Origin of the sequence: Streptomyces sp. N50 (assembly GCF_033335955.1) — a bacterium.
Classification (GTDB): Bacteria; Actinomycetota; Actinomycetes; order Streptomycetales; family Streptomycetaceae; genus Streptomyces.
In genome coordinates this window covers 3,685,585-3,710,175 of record NZ_CP137549.1, presented here as the reverse complement: position 1 = coordinate 3,710,175, position 24,591 = coordinate 3,685,585, and the positions used below count along the sequence as shown (strand labels likewise).

21 protein-coding genes are annotated in these 24,591 nt (G+C 66.3%); 11 read left to right on the top strand and 10 right to left on the bottom strand.

The features are described from left to right. Window positions 1-213 precede the first annotated feature (213 nt). Both R2B38_RS16180 and R2B38_RS16175 read right to left on the bottom strand, forming a co-directional pair. On the bottom strand, window positions 214-3,339 hold the full coding sequence (locus R2B38_RS16180; protein WP_318016859.1) for an NACHT domain-containing protein: 3,126 nt from the start codon (window positions 3,337-3,339) through the stop codon (window positions 214-216). Between the two features lie 38 nt (window positions 3,340-3,377). Then, window positions 3,378-3,707, bottom strand: coding sequence for a trypco2 family protein (locus R2B38_RS16175; protein WP_318016858.1), 330 nt, complete (start codon window positions 3,705-3,707; stop codon window positions 3,378-3,380). A 218-nt stretch (window positions 3,708-3,925) separates the two neighbouring features. Here R2B38_RS16175 and R2B38_RS16170 point away from each other — a divergent pair, with 218 nt between their 5' ends. Continuing rightward, window positions 3,926-4,840 carry an aminoglycoside phosphotransferase family protein gene (locus R2B38_RS16170; RefSeq protein WP_318016857.1) on the top strand — a complete coding sequence of 305 codons (915 nt, stop codon included), beginning with the start codon at window positions 3,926-3,928 and terminating at the stop codon, window positions 4,838-4,840. 3 nt (window positions 4,841-4,843) lie between these two features. Here R2B38_RS16170 and R2B38_RS16165 read toward each other — a convergent pair whose 3' ends face one another. Then, entirely contained in the window at window positions 4,844-6,220 is a 1,377-nt protein-coding gene (locus R2B38_RS16165) for a sporulation protein (protein ID WP_318016856.1), read from the bottom strand. Window positions 6,221-6,427: 207 nt separating this feature from the next. On the opposite strand from R2B38_RS16165, the gene R2B38_RS16160 reads away from it, so the two are divergent. Together R2B38_RS16160 and R2B38_RS16155 are read left to right on the top strand one after the other, a co-directional pair. Further along, complete coding sequence (locus R2B38_RS16160; protein ID WP_318016855.1) at window positions 6,428-6,982, top strand: ATP-binding protein; 555 nt, start codon at window positions 6,428-6,430, stop codon at window positions 6,980-6,982. Between the two features lie 330 nt (window positions 6,983-7,312). Continuing rightward, complete coding sequence (locus R2B38_RS16155) at window positions 7,313-7,609, top strand: hypothetical protein (RefSeq protein ID WP_318021702.1); 297 nt, start codon at window positions 7,313-7,315, stop codon at window positions 7,607-7,609. Window positions 7,610-8,019: 410 nt separating this feature from the next. On the opposite strand, the gene R2B38_RS16150 is transcribed toward R2B38_RS16155, so the two are convergent. Further along, window positions 8,020-8,799 carry a GntR family transcriptional regulator gene (locus tag R2B38_RS16150; RefSeq protein WP_318016854.1) on the bottom strand — a complete coding sequence of 260 codons (780 nt, stop codon included), beginning with the start codon at window positions 8,797-8,799 and terminating at the stop codon, window positions 8,020-8,022. Between the two features lie 165 nt (window positions 8,800-8,964). Here R2B38_RS16150 and R2B38_RS16145 point away from each other — a divergent pair, with 165 nt between their 5' ends. The 4 genes from R2B38_RS16145 to R2B38_RS16130 all read left to right on the top strand — a co-directional run bounded on the left by R2B38_RS16145 (window position 8,965) and on the right by R2B38_RS16130 (window position 12,464). After that, complete coding sequence (locus R2B38_RS16145) at window positions 8,965-9,312, top strand: hypothetical protein (protein WP_318016853.1); 348 nt, start codon at window positions 8,965-8,967, stop codon at window positions 9,310-9,312. Further along, window positions 9,312-10,613, top strand: coding sequence for an FtsK/SpoIIIE domain-containing protein (locus tag R2B38_RS16140; protein WP_318021701.1), 1,302 nt, complete (start codon window positions 9,312-9,314; stop codon window positions 10,611-10,613). The genes R2B38_RS16145 and R2B38_RS16140 overlap by 1 nt, the downstream gene beginning before the upstream one ends. A gap of 11 nt (window positions 10,614-10,624) precedes the next feature. Beyond that, complete coding sequence (locus tag R2B38_RS16135; RefSeq protein ID WP_318021700.1) at window positions 10,625-10,822, top strand: hypothetical protein; 198 nt, start codon at window positions 10,625-10,627, stop codon at window positions 10,820-10,822. Window positions 10,823-11,114: 292 nt separating this feature from the next. Beyond that, window positions 11,115-12,464: a replication initiator gene (locus R2B38_RS16130; protein ID WP_318021699.1), complete on the top strand. Its 1,350-nt coding sequence runs from the start codon at window positions 11,115-11,117 to the stop codon at window positions 12,462-12,464. A 399-nt stretch (window positions 12,465-12,863) separates the two neighbouring features. Here the strand turns inward: R2B38_RS16130 and R2B38_RS16125 are convergent, their stop codons facing one another. From R2B38_RS16125 to R2B38_RS16115, 3 genes are all read right to left on the bottom strand, one after another. Beyond that, window positions 12,864-13,853, bottom strand: a complete 990-nt coding sequence (locus tag R2B38_RS16125) for a hypothetical protein (protein ID WP_318016852.1) — start codon at window positions 13,851-13,853, stop codon at window positions 12,864-12,866. A gap of 91 nt (window positions 13,854-13,944) precedes the next feature. Beyond that, a complete protein-coding gene (locus tag R2B38_RS16120) occupies window positions 13,945-14,427 on the bottom strand; it encodes a hypothetical protein (protein WP_318016851.1) in 483 nt (160 codons plus the stop codon). Window positions 14,428-14,569: 142 nt separating this feature from the next. Next, entirely contained in the window at window positions 14,570-16,018 is a 1,449-nt protein-coding gene (locus R2B38_RS16115) for a recombinase family protein (RefSeq protein ID WP_318021698.1), read from the bottom strand. A 23-nt stretch (window positions 16,019-16,041) separates the two neighbouring features. Between R2B38_RS16115 and R2B38_RS16110 the strand changes: the two genes are divergently transcribed. The 4 genes from R2B38_RS16110 to R2B38_RS16095 all read left to right on the top strand — a co-directional run bounded on the left by R2B38_RS16110 (window position 16,042) and on the right by R2B38_RS16095 (window position 21,358). Beyond that, the gene (locus tag R2B38_RS16110) at window positions 16,042-16,167 is read left to right on the top strand and encodes a hypothetical protein (RefSeq protein ID WP_318021951.1); all 126 of its coding nucleotides are present in this window, start codon (window positions 16,042-16,044) and stop codon (window positions 16,165-16,167) included. 139 nt (window positions 16,168-16,306) lie between these two features. Beyond that, the gene (locus R2B38_RS16105) at window positions 16,307-17,242 is read left to right on the top strand and encodes an ABC transporter ATP-binding protein (RefSeq protein WP_318016850.1); all 936 of its coding nucleotides are present in this window, start codon (window positions 16,307-16,309) and stop codon (window positions 17,240-17,242) included. Then, window positions 17,239-18,600 carry an ABC transporter permease gene (locus tag R2B38_RS16100; protein ID WP_318016849.1) on the top strand — a complete coding sequence of 454 codons (1,362 nt, stop codon included), beginning with the start codon at window positions 17,239-17,241 and terminating at the stop codon, window positions 18,598-18,600. The genes R2B38_RS16105 and R2B38_RS16100 overlap by 4 nt, the downstream gene beginning before the upstream one ends. 4 nt (window positions 18,601-18,604) lie before the next feature. Continuing rightward, the gene (locus tag R2B38_RS16095) at window positions 18,605-21,358 is read left to right on the top strand and encodes an alkaline phosphatase family protein (RefSeq protein WP_318016848.1); all 2,754 of its coding nucleotides are present in this window, start codon (window positions 18,605-18,607) and stop codon (window positions 21,356-21,358) included. Here the strand turns inward: R2B38_RS16095 and R2B38_RS16090 are convergent. The 3 genes from R2B38_RS16090 to R2B38_RS16080 form a co-directional block, all read right to left on the bottom strand. Next, window positions 21,328-22,812: a metallophosphoesterase family protein gene (locus R2B38_RS16090; RefSeq protein ID WP_318016847.1), complete on the bottom strand. Its 1,485-nt coding sequence runs from the start codon at window positions 22,810-22,812 to the stop codon at window positions 21,328-21,330. The two genes, R2B38_RS16095 and R2B38_RS16090, sit on opposite strands and share 31 nt — an antisense overlap. Before the next feature lie 67 nt (window positions 22,813-22,879). Then, complete coding sequence (locus tag R2B38_RS16085) at window positions 22,880-24,043, bottom strand: serine hydrolase domain-containing protein (protein ID WP_318016846.1); 1,164 nt, start codon at window positions 24,041-24,043, stop codon at window positions 22,880-22,882. Window positions 24,044-24,076: 33 nt separating this feature from the next. After that, a complete protein-coding gene (locus R2B38_RS16080; protein ID WP_318016845.1) occupies window positions 24,077-24,550 on the bottom strand; it encodes an organic hydroperoxide resistance protein in 474 nt (157 codons plus the stop codon). Window positions 24,551-24,591: the final 41 nt, after the last annotated feature.

The window sequence follows — 24,591 nt, the reverse complement described above, 5'->3', positions numbered from 1 at the left end:
ACTCCGCGACCCGCATGTCCGTCGCCGCGCCGGGTGACGCGTCGGTCAACCCGTGCTGATGCGGTAATGGCTTTGCTGGAGGGCAGGGTGAGAACTGGGCGTCTCCTGGCGCTGCGTGTTACGCCTCGGGGCATGCAGCCAATCGCCCGCACAGTTCGTCGTTGCTGGGCGGGTTGGTGCCACCTTCCAAGCGCAGCCACAACCATATTTTCCCTAGAGGATCACATCGACTCTGAGACAATTATCGGCAAACTTTTTTCTTCCTCTGATCACTGGTGAGACTTGACATTTGACGATTAGGTGAAAACGCTTCCTATCTGCGAAAGGTGACACATCAATAACTTGTCGCTTTTCGCTGTGGTTTAGCCGAAGCTCCAAAACCTCCACGTTGGGGAACAATTCTGCGGCACGGTAAAGATCTTTAATGCCGCGCCCTGGATTCCAAATTGTCAAATTACTAACGCGTTGCAGGCTCAAAGCAGGTTGAAGTGAACGTAGCTCACCATGCCCTAGTCCGAGTTCTACGAGGTCGCCCTGACCTTCTAGGACCCCTGAAATGTCAACAGGTGGATCAATTTGCCGAAAGCGACTAGCATCAACCACTGTGAGGGATTTAAGGTTCAATTCCGAGATTGCCGACAAATTCGAAAGAGGTCGGCAGCCAAGGAGCGAGAGGCTCTCGATGCCACTGATGGATCGAATGAAGTCTACGTTGTCGAGACGTGACGCGTTTACTACCGAGAAACGAGACGCCTGCAGAGGGGATTCTTTGAGAATTGAAAGAATATTCGATTGCCTAAGGCAGTCCAGAGCAACATCCCCAAGCTGTCCGAGCTTACTCAATTCTTTAAGTTGCAATGGGTCATCGACCCAAAATCGAACCTTCTTGCAGTTTACGCGAGTTAGCACCTCTGTTGAAAAACGCTCAGTATCGAACGAATCCCAAATGCCCCCCAGGTATTGCAGGCAAATATCATCCAAGTTTCCTGATATTTCTCGAAGGAAATCAAATGCTCGATCGCTTCGGAGCCGGCTCAGTACCTCCAGGGCCCACGGCTTCACCCCAGTCAGAGGGATTAGCGAGATGATGTCATCTCCGACAGTCGCCAGCTTCTCGGCCTCGTGGGTATTTACAGCCGACTCTGGAAGCTGAGCGCTGATACGAGCGAGAACCATTTCTCTGACCTGGCCATCCAATCGGCTGGCATAAGGAAGGCAACTTCCCGCTAGCAGGTGAATCCGACGCCTGAGGACCCTATCTTCCGTTGCGTCGCCGGCTTCCACAAGTCGTTTCAGTAGATCAGCGCGGTCTCTGTGATCGCAATGCCCAACAGTCATGCGAATGACATCATCCCATTGCTCGTCATTCGCATGCCTAGCAAGCATGCTAAAGCTCCGAGCTTCTTTGAACTCTTGCGCCGCCAGATAATCCTGAAAGGTTCGATGAATAAATTCGAAAGTTTCGGTGCTGGTCTCCGTGATCAGCCCACTTCGGTCAACAACGTGATCGTAGGCTTCCTCTGGCGTGAAGTTAAGATGCACTCTATGGAGACTAGGGAGAATTCTAGAGATCTGGTTAATGGCATCAGTCCTTCCACCTTCGACTAATCCTTCGTTGACTAGCCAAGCTGCAATCTCCTGGAGCAGGGATCGATGTTCGTCTTCTTCGAGTTGCAAGTCGACCAGTCGTTCTTGATCGCGCCGCGCGATTAGCATTCCTAGCGCGGCCCGGTAAATCTCCATTCGACCACTTGGTAGCGCGCCGTTTCTGTCCCTATGCAAAGCGCATATCATGGCACACAGCAGTGGACTGTCTGTTAGTACTGCAAGTTGGGGAGAGACCTCTAGGCTTCTGAGAAGTCCCTTTTGTAGGTCGCTCAACTCGCGTGCTACACGTTCGAGCTCCATGACGCTTGCAGCGGCAGGAGAAACTTCCACAAGTGCTGCCTTATGCCACTGATCAATGAAAATCTGACGATCAGCGCGATCCATGGGAGACAGCATTAGCTCTCGAAAGCCATAGTCGGCAAGCCAGTTACGCGGAACTGCTGATGGGCGAACGGTCACTAGCGCCCATGCGGTCGGGTAGTGTTCCAGTATCCAGCCCAGCCATTCTCGTGCTTCATGCCGATTTTCATCTGGGATCTCGTCCATCCCGTCGACCAAAAGTAGGGCGCGCCCGTCTCGCATTACACGGTCTGCCCAACCAATCGGCTGATCGTCTGCGATTGGAATGCTGCCGATATGCAGGAACTCGCTAGGGTTTGGCCTCAATTTGTCAAGCCGGAACATGGCTCGCAGACGGAGTACGAATGGAATGCGCCCATTCAAAGAGGAAAGACTGCCTTCAAGGGCTCCCGCGACGGACTTAGTCGCTATCCATTGAATTAGGGTTGACTTCCCCGATCCGGCTTGCCCTCGCAGGAGGATACGCTGCTTGCCCTTCAATAATGCATCGACACGCGTTTCAGCGAAAAGCTCCTGATGACTGTCGTCGCTTGATACTGCTTCCAGATTCAAGTAGGCGGTATCAAGGTCTAGTCCTCTGCTTGTAGAACGAGATAGATCAAGACCGAATAGACGAATCTTCCCGTGTTCCGCACGCACAGATTGAGCGTACCTATCCTCAAATGCTTGATCGATTATTTCCTCGTCTGAGACTCCGCTAATGAAGACATTTCTCCCAATAATCGTGGTGAGGACCTCATGGAAAGATGTGTCTTCAAGTAACTTTGCGACGGGCAGCACGTTTACTCTTGAATGCCTCCATGTGCTTGGGCTGTCATCTTCAACGACCAAGCCGATCAAAGATTTTCGAAAAAATACGGCCGCCCCGGATAGTCCGGCCCAGGGCGATTTCTCATTCTTATTCGCTGCGGGAGGAAATGCTTCAGTGCTAAGTACATAGCGTCCAGTGCCAATTCCCGCGCCTGGGGCTAGCGTTCCCCAGATTTGTTCGGCTCGCGGACGCATGCTCTCTCTGCGTCCCACCACTGGAAATCCTGTAGCGAAACAGCCGCTACGAGGCTCTAGGTTGTGAAACTCCCCCCACGTGATCGGCGTGAACTGTTGAGCCGTCTCCGGAAGTACAGCATCACTCCTGGCTAGGAGAAGGGCGGCATCGAGAAAACGATCATCGTCGGTAGGCTGCCATACAACATCGCACTTAACGACGCCTGCGTCGATGGATGCCAAGGCTGTGATCTGAGCAGGTTCCCCGTCTTCCCGTTCACTGACCTGTATGACGTGTGCAGCCGTGAGGATCAGCCGGGGGGTGATGAGAAAACCACTTCCCCGTTTCTGAGCGCAGCGGACTGCCACAATCCTCTCAGCGTCCATTTGTATGGGACCCCTTAGCGTTTTCGGCGCACTTAGTCTTAGTTAAACGGGAATTCCTTGCTTGCGGAATCGGTATCATCAGATATTCGTACGCTACCTCCCGAAGACGTCTGAGGTTTGAGGGTGATCTTGACTCGATTTGATTCACTCTTGGACTGTCCTGTTTCTATGCCCGCACTGATAACCCAGGCCCTCGCTCCTGCCTTTGCTTTATCGTCTTGCCGGACTTCAATCTGGAATTCAATTTCCAGTCCTTCGACTTCAAATTGAATGTCGTCTGTTTCTGCTTGTGCCGCAGCTTCTTTAAGCTGTTCGCGTACTGCGGCTATCGCTTGGACGAGGTCGGTCTGTGCAAAGCGCTCCGTCATTGTGGCTCTCCTCGCTTCACGTGTGTCGGTCACACATAGGGTAGATCACGGCAAGATCATTAACTCGTGGATGAGTCATAATGTCTGGTCGCGGGAAAGCGGCAGTCGTAGCGGGGACAGATGCGGGTACGGTCGAGGTCGTGTCCGGTGCACATCGGGTTGGTCACCTGCAGGCGTGCGCCGGTTGATCGCGCGCGACTAGGGGAGCTGGTACGGGCATGGCGGTTGACGCTGCTCGCACAGAAGAGGGGTTCACTTCGGCGAGGGCTGCGCGGGTGATGGCTGCCGCGTGTCGGGCTGCGGGACTCGACGGCAGAGGCGCTGAGTTGATCCGCCTCGGTGAGAACGCGCTGTTCCGGCTCACCTCCGTGCCGGTGATCGTTCGCGTGGCGCGGGGGGAAGAGTGGCTGCCCAAAGCTCGCGTCGAGGTTGCCGTGTCGCGGTGGCTGGCAGAGGAGGGGCTCCCGGCCGCTCGGATCGTCGAGGACCTGGACCAGCCGTTCTTGATCGATGGCCACCCAGTGACGTTCTGGCATCTGATCGTCGAGGGGGACCGCAAGGCGACGTACGGAGAACTGGGCGGGATCCTGCGGGATCTGCACTCGCTGACTGTGCCTGAGGGTCTCGTGCTGCCGGCATACGACCCCTTCGACAAGCAGGCGCTGAGGCTTGATCGGGCGGTGATCCCGGACGATGACAAGGTCTTCTTGCGGAAGCGCTGGCGCGAACTGCAAGACAAGTACGCCGAGTTGAGGTTCGAGACGCCCAAGGGGCCGGTGCACGGGGATGCCCACGTGCAGAACCTCATGGTGGACGACCAGGACCGTGTGATTCTGATCGACTTCGAGATGTTCTGCTACGACCACCCTGAGTGGGATCTCATGGTCACGTCCGTGGAGCACCACAGCCTTGGCTGGCAGACCGACGAGCAGTACGCCGACTTCGTGGCCGCCTACGGGCGGGACCTGCACGACTGGCCTGGGTACGAGACGCTGCGCGGCATCCAAGAGTTCGGTATGACGACGTGGCTGATGCAGAACGTGCAGGAGGACGAGGGGACGGCGGCCGAGTACCGCCGGCGTATCGCTGGACTGCGTGATGACGATGGGCCTCGGGACTGGCGGCCTTGGTAGCAGCTACTCGTCATCCTCGTCCAGGCGGTTGAGCGCGTCGCGCACCTGCTCGTTGAAGGCAGCCACGGTGGGGTTCGCCGCGTGCACGCTGACTTCGTTCTGGAAGTCGGTGACGTAGCGCTGGAAGCGGTTGGACTGGAGGGAGTCGCCGCCGTCGACTGCGAGGCTCGCGGTGGTGACGGCGGCTTCCAACTCGCTGTTGAGTAGCTGGCTTTGGGCGAGCACCATGCGGCAGAAGCCCAGGGTTCGGGCGTACTTAGGGTCGGTGCTGTCCACGGCGCGCTGGGCCTGTGCGACGGCGTCTCGGCGCATTTTGAGGTCGCGGAAGCAGTGGCAGAGTTCACCCATCAGTTCTGCGGGGTCGAAATAGCTGATCCAGGCGGGATCTTCGGCGGTATCGGCACGCTCGAAGTAGCGCTCGGCCTCGTTCATGGCGCGCCCCGCCGCACTGGGATGACCGGCGTTGGACAGGGCGCGGGCCTCCATCGCCGAACTCAAGGCCATGACACGGGGAGTTGCCCGGCCTTTGGCGCTCTCGACTGCGGCGCGGGAAAGCTGGATGGCTTGGGCGTGGTTGCCCAGGTAGTTGGCCTGGTGGCTGAGGTTGCCGAGGATGCGGGCGCCGAACATGCGGTCGTCGATGACCTGGGACAGACGCAGTGTTGAGGTCAGGTAGCGGTGGGCCAGGCGGTGGTTGCCGACGTCGTAGGCGGTCCATGCGAGCAGCTGGGAGATCTCGGCGGCTGCGCCGAATAACGAGGTGCCGACCTTCTCGCTGTAGCTCGCGTTCAGCAGCGGCAACACGTCCTCGCGGAAGTAGTGGCGTAGTGCCTTGTGGCCGTGGCCTCCGCCGTACTTGAAGTCGAGTTGCATGAACAGGCCGGCGGCTTCTCTGATCGCGCGGACATCGCGCATGCCGACGCGTCGCTGATCGGGTCTGTCGACTTGGATGCCGTCGGGGCGCGCGATCATCCATGACAGGACGGCGGAGTTGAGGTCGGCGTCCGCGACGGCCAGTGAGTCCGAAGCGGGGGCGTCGGCATGCTCGTGGGTGAGTCCGTCGAGCATGGACAGGACGTCGGGAACCGTGCTCGGGTAGCCGACAGGCTCGGGGGCCGTCGACTTGGTGTGGTCGAAGAAGCCGAGATCGCCCGGGGTGATGCGTCGGCGGAGCTTGTTCGAGAGAACGCCTGCCATGAGTGCCGCTGTCTGCGGCCTGATGCCTGCGCCTTCTCGCCAGCGCTTCACGGCGACGTGCGTCGTTCCCAGGGTCATGCCGCGCTGGGCGCCCTCGTCTGTCATGCGTTTGGCAAGGCCCTTGTTCGAGACCTTCGCTTCGTCCATGACCGCGATCAACTGCGCGTTTGGTTCTCGGTTCATGCTCCCCTGCCAACCCGAGAATGACGGCGAGTATTCATCGTGTCACAGGAGTAACGCCCTGGGGGGTTCATTGGCGAACCCCCTTTGCGTTTGCCGGTGTTCACGTGAACCCCCTGGTGGACGCTCCCGGCGGCGCGGCCTGGGTCGTTCACTGGTCGGCACAGATCGGAGGGCCAAAGGGCCCTTCAGTGCTCGGGAGGGAACGCGGTGGACGTGCAGCACAGCAAACACTCGGCGAACGCCTCGACGACAGGTGCTCCACGTCGCTCGCCGTACGACCCGACCACCGGACATTTCCGAGCGATGACGCTCTTCGCCGAATCGCCGGATTGCGGCAAAGCGGCCCGCGACATGGTGGGGTCCTACCTCCGGACCTGGGAGTTGGGGCACGCGATCGAGGACTCGCAGCTCATCGTGTCGGAGCTGGTCGGCAACGTCGTACATCACGCGGTGCCGGATGACTCCAGGGCGATTCCTGGTGCCGCCCGGCGAATCGACGTGTCGCTGATGACGTGGCCCGAGGTGCTCGTGATCGGTGTCGCGGATGAGGACTCGACTCCGCCTGAGCTTGCGGCGGGTGAGTTCGTCTCGCCGGATCTCGCCGGCGACTTCTCGGAAGCGCTGTTGCCGGACCGGGGACGCGGGCTGCTGATCGTTCAGCGCCTGGCCGACGCAGTGTGGTGGTCCCCGCAAGACAGAGGCGGCAAGACCGTGTGGTGCCGCCTGGACCTCGACCGGCTGTGGGCTGAGAACTCGGCCTGAAAGATGCCGGACCGCCGCTTTCTTGTTTCACTCCCTCGCGATCGGGAGTGGGCAGCGGCCCGGACCCCGGCCGAAGTCTGACCCCTTCGGCCAAGGAGCGCGGCTCCTCGGCACCTCCGGGAGCTCCCCTCCCGATTGAGGGGCCGCGCTTCACAACTTAAGACCGAAACCGGGCCACCCCGTCAGCCGTGGAAAGCGAAGGGTGGCCCGGCAGGGGACGCAGCGGTCCCCGGTGCCTGATGGTACCGGGGCCGCTGCGCTGCGTCGCTTCTGGCCCTGAAATCAAGAGAGTTGACGATCCGTCAACCAAGAGGGGCTGAGGTGGACGCGGTGACTGGCGCGGGTGAGGACTGGCTGAGAGATGGTCTGGGCGTCGACGGCATGGACTCCGGTCTGTGGGTGGCAGGCGTCGACTATGTGCAGGGGTGGCGTGAGGCTCGGGAGGTCGCTGATCGGTTGAACCGGGCGTTGCTTGGTGTCGGGTTCGAGCTGTCCGAACTGCGGGCCGTCGCCTCGACCAATGAGGAGGGGCGCGGTGTGGTGCGGGTGGCGGGCTGGCCGGGGGCGGTGAATCGGCTCGCCGGTCTCCTGGAGGCGCTCGCGGATGGCGACGGCGGTGTGCGGTGACGCGTCGTCTTGCTGGTGAGCGCGGTACGTGGGCACGTCGTCGGGTGTCGAGACTTTGGGCGGTAGCTGCCATGGGGCGAGTGAACAGGGGGCCTTACGCTCGCCGGCGGATCGGGCAGTCTCTTGGAGCCTGCCCGCGTTTAGCCCGATCGGCCCCCTGTTCTTCGAGGCTCGCCCCATGGGAGCTGCCTAAAGTCTCGGCAGCCGGCGACCCCCAGCCCCCAACACCCCGGCAAGTGAAGGCCGTTCGACGCATCGACTCCTTGGGTGTGCTGTGGTGCGGGGCGTGGGCCGACCGGACGGGACCGGCGGCCACGCCGCACGCCCGGCCGGGGCGGCCGGGCGCCCCGGCGCGCCGCAGGCGCGCCCTTGAGGAAGTGAAGACTGTTTCGACCGATGCCCGTCTGAGGTCAGGTGCGGGTGCGTCGGGTGGGCTGTTTGTCGGCGGTGATCCGGTAGGCGAGTTCGGCACGGTCCGCACCGACGCGCAGCTCTTCGAGGATCAGCGGGCGGTCATCGGTGCCGTGCGCGGTGCGGGTCACGTGCAGGATCGGCGTCGCATCCGGCAGTTGGAGCGTGGTGCGCTCGTCGGGCAGCGGCATGTGGGCGCGGACCGTCTCGGTCCAGGTGAGCTTGTGTCCGGCTTGGGTGAGGACCCAGTAGATCGCTGCCGGGGGCTTGCACGGTTCCTTGCCGAGCAGCGGGACGGCCTCGGCGACCTCGAACGGGATCAGCGTCCGGTGCATGGCACGCGTTCCGGTGTCAGGGTCGGCAAGCAGCCGGTCGCAGCCGAACAGGGCTTCCTCCTCGCTGAGTTGGAGGAGACGGCCGGTGTCCTTCGTGGTGTAGGTGCGGTAGGTGTGCGGCTGTTCGGCCTCCTGCCAGGTGTCGCCGTTGGGCATCACGAACTTGCCCTCGCTGCTGTGGCTGATGCGGCGTTCGAGGGTGAGCGCGGGCTGTCCGTCCGAGCGTACGAAGCTGCCCTTGCCGTGCCGGACATCGATCAGGCCTTCCGCGCGCAGTGCCGCGATGGCGTTGCGGACGGTGGGGCGGGACACCCCGTAGCGGGTCATGAGCTGGGCCTCTGACGGCAGCATCGCATCCGGAGCGAACTCGCCGGACAGGATGGCTTCGCGGATGGCTGCGGCTACCTGCTGGTAGAGGGCTCCGGGGCGCTGGATCTCCGACATGGCGGCATCTCCGGGTCGAGGTCATAGTCACGTCGCACGCGCGACATCACTCGTCAGCATAAGTACTTGCGCTCTCGCCGTACAGAGCCTCATAGTCGTAACTCGTAAGGACAAGTGACGTCTGAATATGTCAGGCGTCCTGACTGGCCAAGGAGGCCACACAACATGCAGTCCATTCCCGTGGACACGGCGCGACTGGGCGTACTGCGGTGCGCCATCGCCCCGGAAACGAAGATCAGCAACTTCGAGACACAGGAGGTGAAGAAGGACCGGGACGGCAACCCGGTCTACACCGTGGCCGTGACCGTGCGGCAGGACGGACGCCGGATCTCCGTCATCGAGATCGCCGTGAGCGGCGAACCGAAGGGCATCCAGGAGGGACAGGTCGTCCGCGTCACCGGGCTGACCGCGTTCATGTGGTCGATGGGCGACCGGCACGGCGTCAGCTTCCGAGCCGACGCCATCACCCCCGTGCACGCAACTCCCGCGCACAGCAAGGGCGGTGACGCGTGATGGGACCGATCCTGCTCGCCCTCGCCCTGGCCGTGCTGGCCTGGCTGCTTGTCGTCGGCGACCTGGTGCGCCGGCACCGCCCGGCCTGGCACTGGTACATCGCCGGCTACCCGGTCACCGCGTGCCGGGTGCTGTTCACCTGGCGCCGGGTCGCCCTGCTCAACGACCTGTCCGTGTCCAAGCTCCCGGCCCGCACGCTGGTCGGGCACTTGATCGTCAAGGGCGATCCGGTACGGCCGGTGGCACCCCGGGTCTCGTTCCCGCGGGCGACTCGCATGGTGCTGACCGTGACCGTGCGGCTGCACGCGGGGCAGACCCCGATGACGTACATGAAGGCGGCCGACGCACTCGTCCACGCGTGGAGAGTCCACGCAGTGCGGGTCACCTCGCCGGAACGCGGCCTTGTGCTGCTGACCGCTATGGTCAGCGATCCACTGCAACGGCCCGGCTTAGCCACCGCCCCGGCCGAATTACTGTCCGCGCTCATCGGCGCACTGGAATCCGGCGGCGCCTGGGTCATGAACCTGCGCCTCGTCCCGCACTGGCTGATCACCGGGGCCACCCGCTCCGGCAAGTCCACCCTGCTGGCCCGGCTCATCACCCAACTCGCCACACAGCCCGTCGCCCTAGTCGGCATCGACTGCAAGGGCGGCATGGAACTCGGCCTGTTCACCAACCGGTTGAGCGCGCTGGCGACCTGCCGGCGCGAAGCGGTCGCCATCCTGTCCGCGCTCGTCGTCGACATGCAGGACCGGATGAGCGCGTGCCGGACGGCTGGCGTGCGCTCGATCTGGGAGCTGCCCGACAAGCTCCGCCCGATACCCGTCGTCGTGATCGTCGACGAGATCGCAGAGCTGTACCTGTCCGACGGGACCCGTGAGGGCAAGGCGGAAGCCGAGCAGTGCTCGACGCTCCTGCTGCGGCTGGGTCAGCTCGGGGCCGCGCTCGGCCTGCACCTGGTCGTCGCCGGCCAACGTGTCGGCTCCGACCTCGGCCCCGGCGTCACCGCCCTGCGCGCCCAACTCGGCGGACGGATCTGCCACCGCGTCAACGACCCCGGCACCGCCGAAATGACCCTCGGCGACCTCAACAAAGACGCTGTCGCCGTCGCACAGACGATCACGGCGGAGGAACGCGGCGTGGCCGTGTGCACGGGTCCGGACGGCGGTTGGAGCCGCGCCCGCTCGCACCTGACCTCGACCAGAGAGGCCGTGTCGACGGCCCGCAAGTACTCCGGCATGACCCCCGAACTGCCTGCCCTGGACCGTGCGCTTGCGGCGCTGGAAGGAGACATCAAGTGACCAGCGGAGATGTGATCAGTGAGGGTACGGCGTTCACGTTCGCGGTGATCTTCGGGATCATCACCGTCCTCCTCGTCCGCTCCCGCGACGTGCGCGCTTGGGAAGCGGTCTGCGTCGGCCTCTTCGGCGTCTACCTCGGCCAGACCCCCGTGGTGTTCACCATCCACGGCCTCGTCATCTGGATGATCAGCGGCTTCTCCCACACCTGAGCAGAAGGGACCCACCATGCCCATGTCTCGCGTGAGATGCCCGTTCTGCAAGGGCGACGGAGCCCGCAGGACCTGGACCGGACGACTGCGCCGCTGCCGCGTCTGCCGGGGCACCGGAACCATCCGCTGACCCACCCCCACCACCAACCCAGAAGGACGTGATCCCCATGACCGACTACGGGCCACCCACCATCACCCGTGCCGCTACGGCGGCCCACCCCGGAAGGTCACCACCATCACCCCGGACTACACCCCGGCTGACAGGCGCGCCGTCCTCGACCGCGCGGCGCGCCTGCGCCAGATACCCGAAACAGACCTCGACGCAATACGCATCGCCCAAGACCCCCAATTCCCGCGCTGGCTGGAGCAGATCACCGCAACCGGCGGCTGCACACACCCCATCCACCTCTCCGGCTCAACCACAACCCTGGACGGCACGACCGGCGAGATCCTCCACCACTACGACACCCGCAACGAACCCGGCGAACGCCTCCTCGTCCGCTGCCGCAACCGACGCGCAACCGTCTGCGCCCCCTGCTCCCGCCTCCATGCCGGGGACACCTTCCACCTCGTTCGCGCGGGTCTTGTGGGCGGCAAGAACGTTCCCACCACCGTCCGCAACCGACCCCGGCTCTTCGTCACCCTGACCGCCCCGTCGTTCGGGCCGGTCCACGGTGCAGGGGATCGGTGCCGTCCCCGCCGCGACGGCGGCACCTGCGAACACGGACGCCACCTCGGCTGCGCCGCAGTCCACGCCCCGAACGATCTCCTCGTCGGCCAACCCTTGTGCGCCGACTGCTACGACTACCCCGGCCACGTGCTGTGGCACGCGCACGCCTCCAAGTTGTGGGACCGCTTCGTCATCGACGTCCGGCGGCGCTTCGCTTCCTCGGCCGGCCTTGTACAGTCCCGCTTCGCCGATTACGCACGACTGTCCTTCGCCCGCGTCGCCGAGTACCAGAAGCGGGCGGCCGTCCACGTCCATGCCGTCGTCCGACTCGACGGCCCGGCCGGACCCGACGACGAACCCCCTGCCTGGGGCACGGCCGACCGGCTGATCGATGCCGTACGTGCCTCGGCTCGGCGGGTTCTGGTCCACACGCCCTACAGCCCGGCCGTGGGTGAACTGGCCTTGTGCTGGGGCGCCCAGGTCGACGCACGCCCACTGCGCGCTGACGGTGATGGACCCGACGATGACGCCGTGGCCGCGTACGTGGCCAAGTACGTCACCAAAGGAGCCAGCGAGACCGGCGCTGGCATCGACCACAGGGTGACCACCTGGGACGACGTCGAATTGGCACCGGTCAGCGAACACGTCCGCACCCTCATGCGCACCTGTTGGCGCCTCGGAGTTCTTCCCGCGTACGAGCCTCTGCACCTCCGCACCTGGACACACACGCTCGGGTACCGGGGACACATCCTCACCAAGTCCCGTGCCTACTCGACGACATACGCAGCACTCCGGGCCGAACGCGCCCACCACGTAGGCCACGTCGACATCCCCGACGCGATCACCGAACGGAACTGGCGCTACGTCGGCTCCGGCCACACCCCCGGCGCCGCACTCATCGCCGCTGGAATCGCCGAAGACATCGCCATGAACCGAGAGGTCGCCCGCGAAGAGCGTGAGGCGCCCCGGTGACCAGATACCGCAACGAGCAGTGGGTGCGGGCCGTCGAGCGCCAGGCGGCCAAGTTCCCCACACATATAGGGCCGAAGAGCGCTACGCGACTTGTACGGCTCCTCGGCCCTATACGGAAGGAGTCTTAGGTGATCGATTCCAAGGGGCTCAGTGTCGGCTCTCAGCGGTCGGCACGGTTGACGAAGTAGCTCACGACGATGAGTACCCCGAGAATCCCCACACAGAGGATGCCGAGGGCCGTCCAGATACCCCTTCCGTCCACCGCATAACGCACCCCACCGGCCAACCCACCGACAGCCATACACATGCCGATGACGACTGTTCGCGGGCTCTGGGGTCTCAGCCAGTGCCGCAGGTCCGGGCGGCGGCGCCCGCGCGTGGGCGGACCAGCGGAGTGTGTCATCGGTACCTCACCTTTCCTGGTTCCGCCGGGGCGTCGACGTGGGTGTCACCTGGTGCCTTGTTCGCACCAGGCGGCGTGTAGTAGAAGTCGACCCCCGTCGCGACCACGGCGACCGGCACGCCGAATATCTTCTCCCCGAACTTGCCGATCGTGTTGATGAACGTGGGGCGATGGTGCTTTCCCGTGACGTCGCTCAGGAGCGCGCCCTTGGCGAGGTGCTTGCTGGCCTCGCCGCCGGCCGCAGCGGGGGCGCCGCCGATCGCGCCCTGTACCGCTCCATTGATATCTCCCTTCACGAGCGCCTCGCCGCCATCCATCCAGGCGCGGTAACCGAGGAACTCGGCAACGGGCTTGATGGTGCCGCTGCCCCACTTCGTGGGCGGCGTGTACTCCTCCGAGTCCGTCTGGGTCCGCTGCGCCTGCTGGGCGTCGGTCCTCGCGTCCTTGAGAGAGCCGTAGTACGTGCTGCCGAACTCGTGCTTGTCCTTGGTCAGTTGCCACAGGCCCCAAGAACAGGTCGAGTCTGCTTCCGCTGCCCGGCCGAGGATCGCCTCGATGCGCCGCTGCAGGGCATCGAAGTCGTCCTGCGTCACCACTACCTGGGGATCCCCGTGCGACATACGCTGTGGCTGGACGCTATGGCTCAGCGTGCCGTCGGCATGGATCGTGATGCCGGCAGGCGGGTTCTCGCAGAGAACCTTCAGGTCGTTCCTCGCCGCCTTGATCTTGTCGTGCGCGGAACTCAGCAGGTTTCCGATGCTCTCCGCTTCAGTGACGGTGTCGGTGAACTCGTCCGACACCCGGACGACAAACGGCCTGGTGACGGAGGCGTTCTCGCCCTTCCACTCGGTGCCCTGGGCCAGGCTGCGCATGTTCCCGGCCTCCTTGGCGACCTTGTTCAGCAGCACCGCCATGGCAGCCCAGTCGGCGGCCGCAGACTGCAGGGCCGAGAGATTGACATGGAAGAGTTCCTTGAATGTCGGCATCAGCCCCCTGCCGTTCCCGGCGTCGACGCCGTCGAATTCCGAAGGGTTCCGATCCGCTCTCGGAATCCCTGATCCCCACGCTGACCAGCCGTCACATGATGGGACCTTCCGCATTCGGAACATGGGGTGCGTCGGAATCCGAGGTGGATGACGGCACATCCAGGTACTCAGAGATCTTGGAAACCTGCATCTCCGCAGCAACGAACTGGTCATCCTGCTTCGACGACTTCACCGAGTAGTCGAGGTGGTTGGAGATCTGAGCGCAGGCATCGAGCAGCACCTGAAGCTGCCCCTGCCAGCCCTCACCGGCCTTGGCCAGAGCGGCGCCCATGTCGAAGCCGTCGCTCTCCAGGCTCTTCGCGGCGGCCTCGGTGTGGGACTGCGCATGCTTGCCGGCGCTCGACAAGTGCTGGTGCAGCAGGAACGCGGCGTGGCCGATCTTCCCCATGTCGTCGGACTTGACGATCAGGTCGGCGCCTCCGGGCGACGGTCCGCCGGGATCCATGTCGGGCGCGCCGTCCAGCCGCATCGCGGCCTTCGCCTTCAACTCCGCCCACTCCTGATCGAACGACATGCTTTCACGCCCCCGTTGTCGTGGATCGAACAAGGCTACCCCTGAGGACTTATCAGAGATCACCGGCGGTGATAGGAGGGCGTTAAGAAGAGTGCGGCCACCGTTAGCGAGCTGTGTAGCTCACCACTCCCGTTCCTTCTGACTAGTCCAGCGGGTTCGGCTTGATGTCCACCCGGCCAGTGTCGAACCCTCTACCCCTCCTCGTCGGCGGGTGGACGACCACGGCGGCAAACAGGAACCGATAGATCGCGTTCATGCGTGCGTAGTCCTCCGCCTCTTCGAGCCTCTGCCAGTTGGTCTCGGCGTCCGGCCCGGCGATGCCCTCCAGGACGACGACCGGCCTCTTCACGGTCTTCCGCTGACGTTCCTTCACCCGCTTGAGGACGACGGCGCGCATGGCATGGAAGTCGGCGGTCGTGAAGTCGTCGTCCGTGAGCCACAGTTGCTTCAGCTCCTCCAGCTTCGCCCGATCCTTCTCGTCGGCGAGAACATCGGCCTCGGGACGCGTGGTCGCGGCTGGCTCGTAGCCTGCCGTGTCCAAGTTGGTCAGGACCCTGATCGCGACATCCCGCGCGAAGGCTTCGAGAGGGACCGCAGAGGCAGATCGATCGCACTTCTGCTGATCGACGTCATCGGCGCGAGTGCATCGGTAGTAGGCGTACCGGACGCTGTTGGTGCCGGCCATGCGGGCCCCGCACGCGCACGTCACCACTCCGCGCAGCACGTAGTACCGAGTCGGGCGCTTCTGCTTGTCCTTGGCCTGTGCGGCCCGGTACTCCCGGAACCGCTGAACCTCATCCCACTGACCGCGATCGATGATGGCGGGCCACGTCCCGGTTCCCACTTCCTCGCCCTGGTGGATACGCACACCCGCCACGAAGTTGGACGACAGCAGATGGCGGACGTTCTCCGGCTGCCACGTCTTGCCCTTGGACGACAACACTCCTCGCACTGTGAGGTCCTGGGCTATGCCCATGGGTGACTCGCCGTCCAGGTACCGGCGGAAGACCTCGCGGACGATCTCCGCCTCTTCCTCGATGATCGCCTGACCGTTGCTGGTGTAGCCGTACGGACGGTTGCCCACATGCGGCCTGCCTTCGCGCGCCTTGTCTTTGAGCGCTTCTTTCAACCGTCGCGACGTGTCGTCAGAAGAGCGGCACGCGTGGGCCACCTCGATGCGGAGGATGAACCGGTCGTCGGGGTCCGACAGATCGCGTCGGTTCGCCTCTCCGTGCAGGAGTACGCGCTTGTCGTCGGCTATCGACAGCAACTCTTCGAGGTCCTTGGGCTGACGCATGAGGCGGTCGGGGTGGTAGACGATGACGTGCCGGATCCCTCCTTCTGCCATCACCTTCAACATCTCGTCCCAGCCGGGCCGCTTGCGGTTGCGCTGCCACGCCGAACGGTTGTTGTCCACGTAGACGTGGGTTGCCTCGACGCGGAGTTGGAGCCGTTCGGCTACCTCCCGGCAGATGCGTTCCTGGCGGTCGACTCCGGTCTGATCCTCGTCCTTGGTGTGGGAGATCCGGCAGTAGATCGCAGCGGGCTCGCCCGGCGTGATGGTGGCCTTCGCTAACTTCGATCGGCTCATGACAAACACTGTATGAGCCCGGTATGACATCGATCATCGTCGGCGCGGCGATCGGTGCCGTGTTCTTCAAGGAGCGGTTCGGGGCGCCGCGTATCGCCGCCGCCGCTCTCCTCGTCGTCGGTATCGGGCTGATGCTGCGGGCTGGTTGACCCGGCCCGTCCAGACTGCTCGTTTACCCGACTTGCCGTCGGCTTGACGATCCGTTCCCTGGGCGTTCAGTCAACTGGCTGTGTGCGGGATGTGTGTTGTCCCTAGGGTCCCTGAGGATTCAGGAAGAGAAGGGGCCTCATGGACACACTCCACGCGGTCCGGGCCAGTGGGATCACCAGGTGTTTCGGCGATGTCGTCGCACTCGACAGCGTCGACCTGGACGTGACACAGGGGCAGATCCACGGACTGGTCGGACCGAACGGCGCCGGGAAGACGACACTGCTCGGCCTGCTGCTGGGGCTGGCCGTCCCCGACGGCGGTCGGCTGGAGATCCTGGGCACGCCGGTGGAGCGTGCGCTCGCCGTGCCGGACGGCGTCGCGGGGTTCGTGGACGCGCCCGGTCTGTATCCGTCGCTCACCGCCCGGCAGAACCTCGCCGCGCTGGCCGGCCTCCGGGGCGAGGACGCGCGGACCGCGGGGATCGACGACGTGCTCGACCAGGTCGGGCTCACCGATGTCGCCGACGACAAGGCCCGCGGCTTCTCCCTCGGCATGCGCCAGCGGCTCGGGCTCGCCGCCGCCCTGCTCACCAGACCCCGGCTGCTCGTGCTCGACGAACCCGCCAACGGCCTTGATCCGGCCGGGAAGAGACACGTGCACCGTGTTCTCAACCGGCTCGCCGCGGAGGGCACGAGCGTGGTGCTCTCCAGTCATCACATGGACGACCTGGAGGCGTTGTGCGCCGAGGTCACCATCCTCGACACCGGACGCGTGGTGTTCTCCGGGCCGCTGAACAAGCTCGCCGCCGAGAACCGTGAACTCGACTACCGGGTGCGGACATCCGACCCGGACGCCGCACGTCGGCAGGCCGACGGCACGGCCGGGGTACGGGTCCTCGACGGCGTCCAGCAGGACGGCGAGGTCCTCGTCGTGCGCGCCCTTGTGCCCGCTCTCGATGAACTCGTCGCGGGGCTGGTGCGGTCGGGGGTCGCGGTGCGTGAACTCGCCCCTGTCATATCGCCACTTGAGGCCGCGTTCCTCGCCCTCACCGAGCGCCGGGAGGACGGTCGATGACCGCCACCGTCATCGTCACCGGGCCCGCCGCTGTCACCCGGCGTGTTCCGGTCGCCCGCGCCTACCGCTTCGAACTGGTCAAGCTCGTCTCGCAGTGGCGGATCCGGCTGCTGGTACTCGCGTGCTGGATCGCGCCCGCGCTCTTCGTCGCCGGGGTGAGTCAGCAGAGCACGCTGCCCTCCGACACGCTCTTCGGGCGCTGGATGCTCACCACGGGGTGGGCCGGACCGCTGGTGGTGCTGGGGTTCGCGGGCACCTGGGCGCTGCCGTTGCTGACCTCGGTCGTCGCCGGTGACGTGTTCGCCGCCGAGGACCGGCTCGGCACCTGGCGTCATCTGCTGGTGGCGGTCCGCTCGCCCCGGCGGATCTTCGCGGCGAAGGCCCTCGCCAGTCTCACCGTCATCCTGATGCTGGTGGCCGGGCTGGTCGGTTCCAGCGTGGTCGGCGGGCTACTGGCGGTCGGGAACCGGCAGTTGGTCGGTCTCGACGGTCATCTGCTGGCGCCGGGGGACGCCGCCGGCCGGGCGCTGCTCGCCTGGCTCTGCGCGCTCGCCCCGACCCTGGCCCTCGCCGCGATCGGACTCCTCGGATCGGTCGCGCTGGGGCGGTCCCCGATGGGGCTGCTGCTGCCCCCGCTGGTCGCGCTCGCGATGCAGGTCGCCCAGATGCTGCCGCTGCCGGTGGCCGTCCGCCTCGCCCTGCCCGGTTACGCCTTCATCTCCTGGAACGGCCTGTTCACCAGTCCGGCCCAGCTCGCCCCGCTCCTCGTCGGCGTCGCGGTCAGCCTCGTGTGGGCCGCGCTCGCCACCGCACTGGCCTGTCTGCTGTTCGTACGGCGGGACTTCACCAACCCGGCCTACGACGGGTCCGGGCGCCGCGCGCTCACCGTAGGCCTGCTGCCGCTCGCCGCGCTGACCGCCCTCACCGTCGGGGCGGTCGCCGTGGCCACCCCCTCGACGGGTTCCGGGATCGGGCAGGACAAGGTCCAGCGGTCCCTCGCCACCGCCTTCGCCCACCTCTACCGGATGCAGACCGGCCAGCTCCACCGTCCCGCCGTCACCGAGGCGCAGCTGCGGACCTCGGCGGCCTGCACCAAGAGCGACGGGCAGGCCGCCCAGGAGGGACCCGGCAACGACTGGCGCTGCGTGGTGAGTTGGCACCTCCCCGGTGTCGCGGTCACGGGGACGGCGATCTACCAGCTCGACATCGGCCCGGACGGACGGTACGTGGCCGACGGCGACGGGCCGAAGGAAGTCAACGGCTACTTCCTGGTCCGGACTTCGACCGGGGACACCCCGAACCCGCTCTGGCAGTTCGACGGCAACGTCGACCTGCTCGACACCACCTCGAAGGGATAGGTCCATGCAGGTAACGCGGCAACGCCGGGTCAGTGAGAAGGAGCAGGTCAACCTCTTCGGCAGACGGGTCGGCCGCCGGGCCGTGCTGGTGACGGCCGGTATCGCCGTCGCCCTCGGTGTCACGGGCACCGCGGTCGCCTCGACGTACCGGTTCGGCACCCAGCAGGTCGGCCAGACCACCGCCAACGGCCAGGTCATCTCCAGCGACCAGTACATCAAGCCGTACGGCAGCCGTACCGTCGTCAACGACGGCAAGATCATGTCGTCGACGGTCAGCCCGGACGGCACCCACCTCGCGGCCTCGGTCACCGACGGGGACGCCTCCCTGATCGTCATGGACCTCGCGACCGGGCAGGTCGAGCAGAAGATCGGCACCAACGCGGCGGACGGCCTGCGCATCACCAGCGCGGCCGTGGGCCAGGAAGGCCCGACCTACTCGCCCGACGGCAAGCAGCTGTGGCTCGGGCAGGCGAACGGCTACACGAAGTTCACCGTCGCCGCCGACGGCACCCTCTCCGCCCCAACTGCCGTGCCGATAGCGGCCGATGGCACCAAGCAGGCCCTCGTCGGCGCGGCCGTGTTCTCCGCCGACGGCTCCACCGTGTACTCGGCGGTCAACGGCCAGAACAAGGTCGTCGCCATCGACGCGGCCACCGGAACCGTCAAGCAGACCTGGGCAGTTGGCGACGCCCCGCGCGGAATCGCCCTGGTCGGCGGCACGTTGTACGTCAGCAACGAGGGCGGCCGCCCCGCGAAGCCCGGCGACACCACCATCAACTCCTACGGCACGGACGTCGTCGCCAACCCGAAGACCGGCGCCAGCACCACCGGCACCGTCAGCGTCATCGACACGGCGGACCCGGCAGCCGCCGTAGGAACCATCGCCGTAGGACTGCACCCGACCGCCGTGTACGCGAAGAACGGCGCGGTGTTCGTCACCAACACCGCCGACAACAGCGTCTCGGTCATCGACACCCGCAAGGGCAAGGTCGTGCAGACCATCGCCACCCAGCCGTGGCCCGAGGCGTCCGTCGGCTACGAGCCGAACGCGGTGACGCTCACCGGCGACGGCCGCCTGCTGGTGACGCTCGGCCGGGCCAACGCGGTCGCCGTCTACCGCTACACCTCCCCGCAGCAGCCCGCCCGCTACATCGGCCTGCTCCCCACGGACTACTTCCCCTCGGAGATCACCACCGTCGGCAAGCAGGTCGTCGTCTCCAACACGCGGGGGGTGGACGCGCTCCGCCCGGACGCCGCCGGCCACAACACCCACGACACGACGTCGAGCCTCACGCGGTTCACCCTGCCCAGCGACCTCACCATCAGGTCGCAGACCGCCAAGGTCTTCCGGCAGAACGGCTGGACGCCCGGCTCCGTCACCACCGCCAGGAACAAGAGCCACGCGAAGGCCGTCCCGGTCCCCGCGCGCATCGGCGACCCCTCGACGATCAAGCACGTCTTCCTGCTCGTGAAGGAGAACCGGACCTACGACCAGGTCTACGGCGACCTCCCGCAGGGCGACGGGGACGCCTCGCTCACCCAGTTCGGCGAGAACGTGACGCCCAACCAGCACGCGCTGGCCGAGCAGTTCGGGCTGTACGACAACTTCTACGACATCGGCACCAACTCCGCCGAGGGCCACAACTGGCTGATGCAGTCGGACAACCCGGAGTACACGGAGTCCTCGGCCGGCGAGTACACGCGCAGCTACGACACCGAGAACGACGTGCTGGGCCACCAGAAGTCCGGCTTCATCTGGACCGGCGCGCAGGCGGCCGGGAAGAGCGTCAAGGACTTCGGCGAGTTCCAGTCCCTGGAGACCAAGCCGGCCGGCGCGAACTGGCAGAACCTGTACTGCGACAGCAAGAACATGGCCGCGACGGGGGCCGAAACCGCCTATCCGATCAAGACGGGGTCGGCGATCCCCTCCCTCAACGACGTGTCGGTGCAGGGCTTCCCGCTGTTCGACCTCGACGTCCCGGACATCTACAAAGAGCAGATCTGGAAGCAGGACTTCGAGAAGAACGGCCCGGCGAACCTGAACATGTTCTGGTTCTCCAACGACCACACCGGCGGCCCGGCCAACGCCGCCGCCGAGGTCGCCGACAACGACCTCGCGGTCGGCCGGATGGTCGACACGATCACCCACAGTTCGTACTGGAAGGACTCGGCGATCTTCGTCGTCGAGGACGACTCCCAGGCCGGCCTCGACCACGTCGACGGGCACCGCGCCCCGGTCCAGGTCATCAGCCCGTACGCCGAGCACGGCACGGTCGACAACCACTACTACTCGCAGATCACCATGGTGCGCACGGTCGAGCAGATCCTCGGCATCCACCCGATGAACCAGCTCGACAGCGCGGCCACCCCGATGTACGGGGCGTTCACGAAGAAGGCGGACGACACCCCGTTCACGGCGGTGCCCAACCGCACCTCGCTGACCCTCGGCGTGAGCCCCCAGCCGTCCTGCGGCTCGGACACCCCGGCGGCCCAGGACACCAGGGCGGCGGCAGCGCCGACCTCCGTCGCGGTGCCGCAGGCCGAGCGGAAGCTCGCCGCCCAGTGGAAGACCTGGGCCTCGCACCAGCGGCTGACCGGCCCGAACGCCGTGCCCGACTACGCCAACCCCACCCAGATGAACCGCTACACCTGGTACCAGACCCACGACTGGACCAGGCCGTACCCCGGCGACAAGAAGGTCTACGCCCCGAACGACGTGCCCGGCGCCTACCTCCCGTCGCCGGAGTCCGACGGCTGACGCGGCACGACGCCGGACAGGTCGTGGGCGCGGACGCTGTTGCGGTCCGTGGCCGAGCGGCCCAGCGCGTGGTGCGGCCACAGTCCGCCCGCCACGCGCCGGGCGCGCTCGCCCCACTCACGGGCCTCGGCGGCGCCGGCCTTGTAGTGGTTGAGGGCGTAGCCGCCGGAGTGGATCCGCAGCAGGGAGAAACCGCCGGGGTAGTCCTTGGCGGCGGCGACCTCCTGCTGGACGACGTGCGGGGCGCGGTTCAGGACGGTTCTCTTGTTGCGGTGGGTGTGCCCCGCGTGGTGCAGGAAGACGCCCGGCGCCGAGACGTACGCGTCGACGATCGCGCGGGCCTGCTTCCGGTCGAGGCTCTGGCCCCGCGTCACCGGGAACACGGAGTCCCGTACCGTCAGCGGATGGTGGCCGAAGACGAGCGTCGGCCGCTCCGGGTCCGCCCTCAACTGGGCCTGGAACCAGGACAGTTGCTCGGCACCCAGGCCGCCCGCGTCGCCGCCGTTGCCCGCCTTGGCGTAGGTGTCGAGGCCGAGGACGCGCAGTCCGCCGAGGTCGTGCGCGAAGTAGCCCGGGGTGCCGGTGGAGGTGAACGTGTCGCCGAAGGGGTCGGCCCAGTGGGCCGGCGGGCGGTCGTGGTTGCCGCGGACGACGAGGTAGTCCCGGCCGAGCGCGCCGAAGCCGTCCAGGATGCGCCGCGCCGCGGTCACGTCCCGCGGCCCGCCGCCCGCCGACAGGTCCCCGGCGGCCAGCAGCACGTCCGCGCCGCGCCGCCGGGCCTCCTCGACCAGCGCCCGGCTCATGATCTCCGGATAGGCCGCGAGACCCGCCGCCTGCGATATCCCGCGCATGCCGGGCACGCCGGCGACCAGGCCCGCGGTGGTCTCGCCGAGGTGCAGGTCGTTGCAGAGGGCGATCGACAACAGGTGCCTGCCGGGCGGGGGCTGGGGCGTGGTGAAGGAGTACGTGCCGGTCCGTGAGCCCCCGAAACCGTGCCGGGAGGTGCCGACCGCGTTGCCGCGCACGTGGTGCAGCGGGGTCGGTACGGCGGGGACACCCCGGGAGCGCGCCCGGTAGTAGTACGTCTGCCCGGGTTCCAGGCCGGTCAGCTCCACCTGGTGGTGCGCGGTGAGGCGCTCCTCGGCCGCGGTGCGGTTCAGGTGGGCCGGGTGGGTGCCGTAGACGACCTCGCCCTCCGTGACCGCGGGGAGCGGGTTGCCGAAGCCGTCGTCGGTGCCGGGGGTCCGGGTGTGCCAGGTGATGACGGCGCTGTCCTCGGTGAGGGTGACCAACTCCAGGTGGACGGCGGCCAGTTGGCGGTGTCCACCGCGCGCGGGACGGACGTGGGCGGCACGCAGCAGCGCGGGGGCGAGGAGTGTGCCGGAGCGCAGGACGTCGTAGGGAGTGGGGAGCGCGGCGAGAGCCGCGAGGGGAGCGGAGAGACAGCAGCGCATACCTCATTGTTGCCCCAGGTCGGTGAACGCAGGCCGTGGCACCGACAGCCGTGGCCGTACCAGTGCGCTACGTCAGGGCGCCGCGCACCGCCCTGACCAGGGCCTGCGCCCGTGGATCAGCCGTCACGCTCTTGCGGAACGAATTCGTCACATACCCGAACGCGATGCCCGACGCGGGGTCCGCGAAGCCCAGCGCGCCGCCCCGTCCGGGGTGGCCGAAGGAGCTGTCGGAGAGGAGCGGGGACGCGCTGCCGTGCAGCATGTAGCCGAGGCCGAAACGGGTGTTGATCACCAGCACACGGTCCGGTCCCGACGAGCGTTCCGCACGGGCCAGCTCGACCGTCTCGGGGGTGAACAGCCGTGCCCCGCCGTCCACTTCACCGATCAGCGACGCGTAGAAACGGGCCAGTCCGTCCGCCGTCGCGATGCCGTTCGACGCGGGGAGTACGGCGGCCTGGTACGCCGGGTCGTTCTCGTCCGGCATCGGGGTGATCGCCCCGAACGCGCGCCGGGTGAGGGAGTCGGGGTCCGCGTAGGCCTCGGAGACCGAGCGCTTGGGGCGGGCGCGGAGGACGCCTGTGTCCGATGTCACGGCCTCCAGCTGCGCGACCCGGCCCACCCGGCCCGCCTCGCTCGCCGGAAGGCCCACCCACATGTCCGCCCCGACCGGACCCGCGATCTCGTCCGCGATCCAGGCCCCGATCGACCGTCCCGTCACCCGCCGCACCAGCTCACCGGTGAGCCAGCTGTACGTCTGCGCGTGATAGCCGTGATCCGTGCCCGGTTCCCACACAGGCGCCTGCGCCGCGACCGCCTCAGCGGCCAGTACTGGATCGGCGGCCTGCACCGGGGTCAGCGGCCGGTCCAGCACCGGCACACCCGCGCGATGCGCGATCAGATGCCACACGAGGGTCCGGTCCTTGCCCGCCGCCTTGTACTCCGGCCAGTACTCGCCGACCGGAGCGTCCAGGTCCAGCTCCCCGCGCTGTGCGAGCAGGAGCAGGGCGGCGGCTGCCACGCCCTTCGTCGCCGAGCGGACGATCTGGGCCGTGCCCCGCTCCCAGGGAGCGCTGCCGTCCACGTCCTTCGTGCCCGCCCAGAGGTCCACGACCCGGTGCCCGTGCCGGTACACCGTCACGGCCGCGCCCCGGTCCCCGCGCGCCTCGAAGTTCCCCACGAACGCATCCCTGACCGGCTCGAAGCCCTCGGCCACCAACCCGTTCACGTCCACGCCCGCGCTCCTCGTCCCGCCGTCCGTCCTCTCTCAACCAAGCAGGATCGTGACGTCGATGTTCCCGCGGGTCGCGTTCGAGTACGGGCAGACCTCGTGCGCCGCGTCCACCAGCTTCGCCGCGATGTCCGGGTCGAGGATCGGCAGGGACACGCTCAGGGCGACCGCGAGGCCGTAGCCGCGCTGCTTGTTGGGGCCGATGCCGACCTTCGCGGCGACCGTGGAACCGGTCAGGTCGAAGCCCGCCCTGCGGCCGACCAGGACCAGCGCGTTGTGGAAGCAGGAGCTGTAGCCGGCCGCGAAGAGCTGCTCGGGGTTGGTGCCGTTGCCGTCGCCGCCCAGCGCCGGGGGCATCGCGACCTGGAGGGCGAGCTGGCCGTCCTGGCTGCTGACGAAACCGTCCCGGCCGCCGTGGGCGGTGGCCTCGGCGACGTACATGATCTTCGTCGGACGGGTGTCGACAGCGATGGCAGCGGTGTCAGTGGTGGCAGCGGTGTCGTCGGTCATGGCGGGACCTCCCCCGGGGGCGGAAACACGAGAGCGCGCAA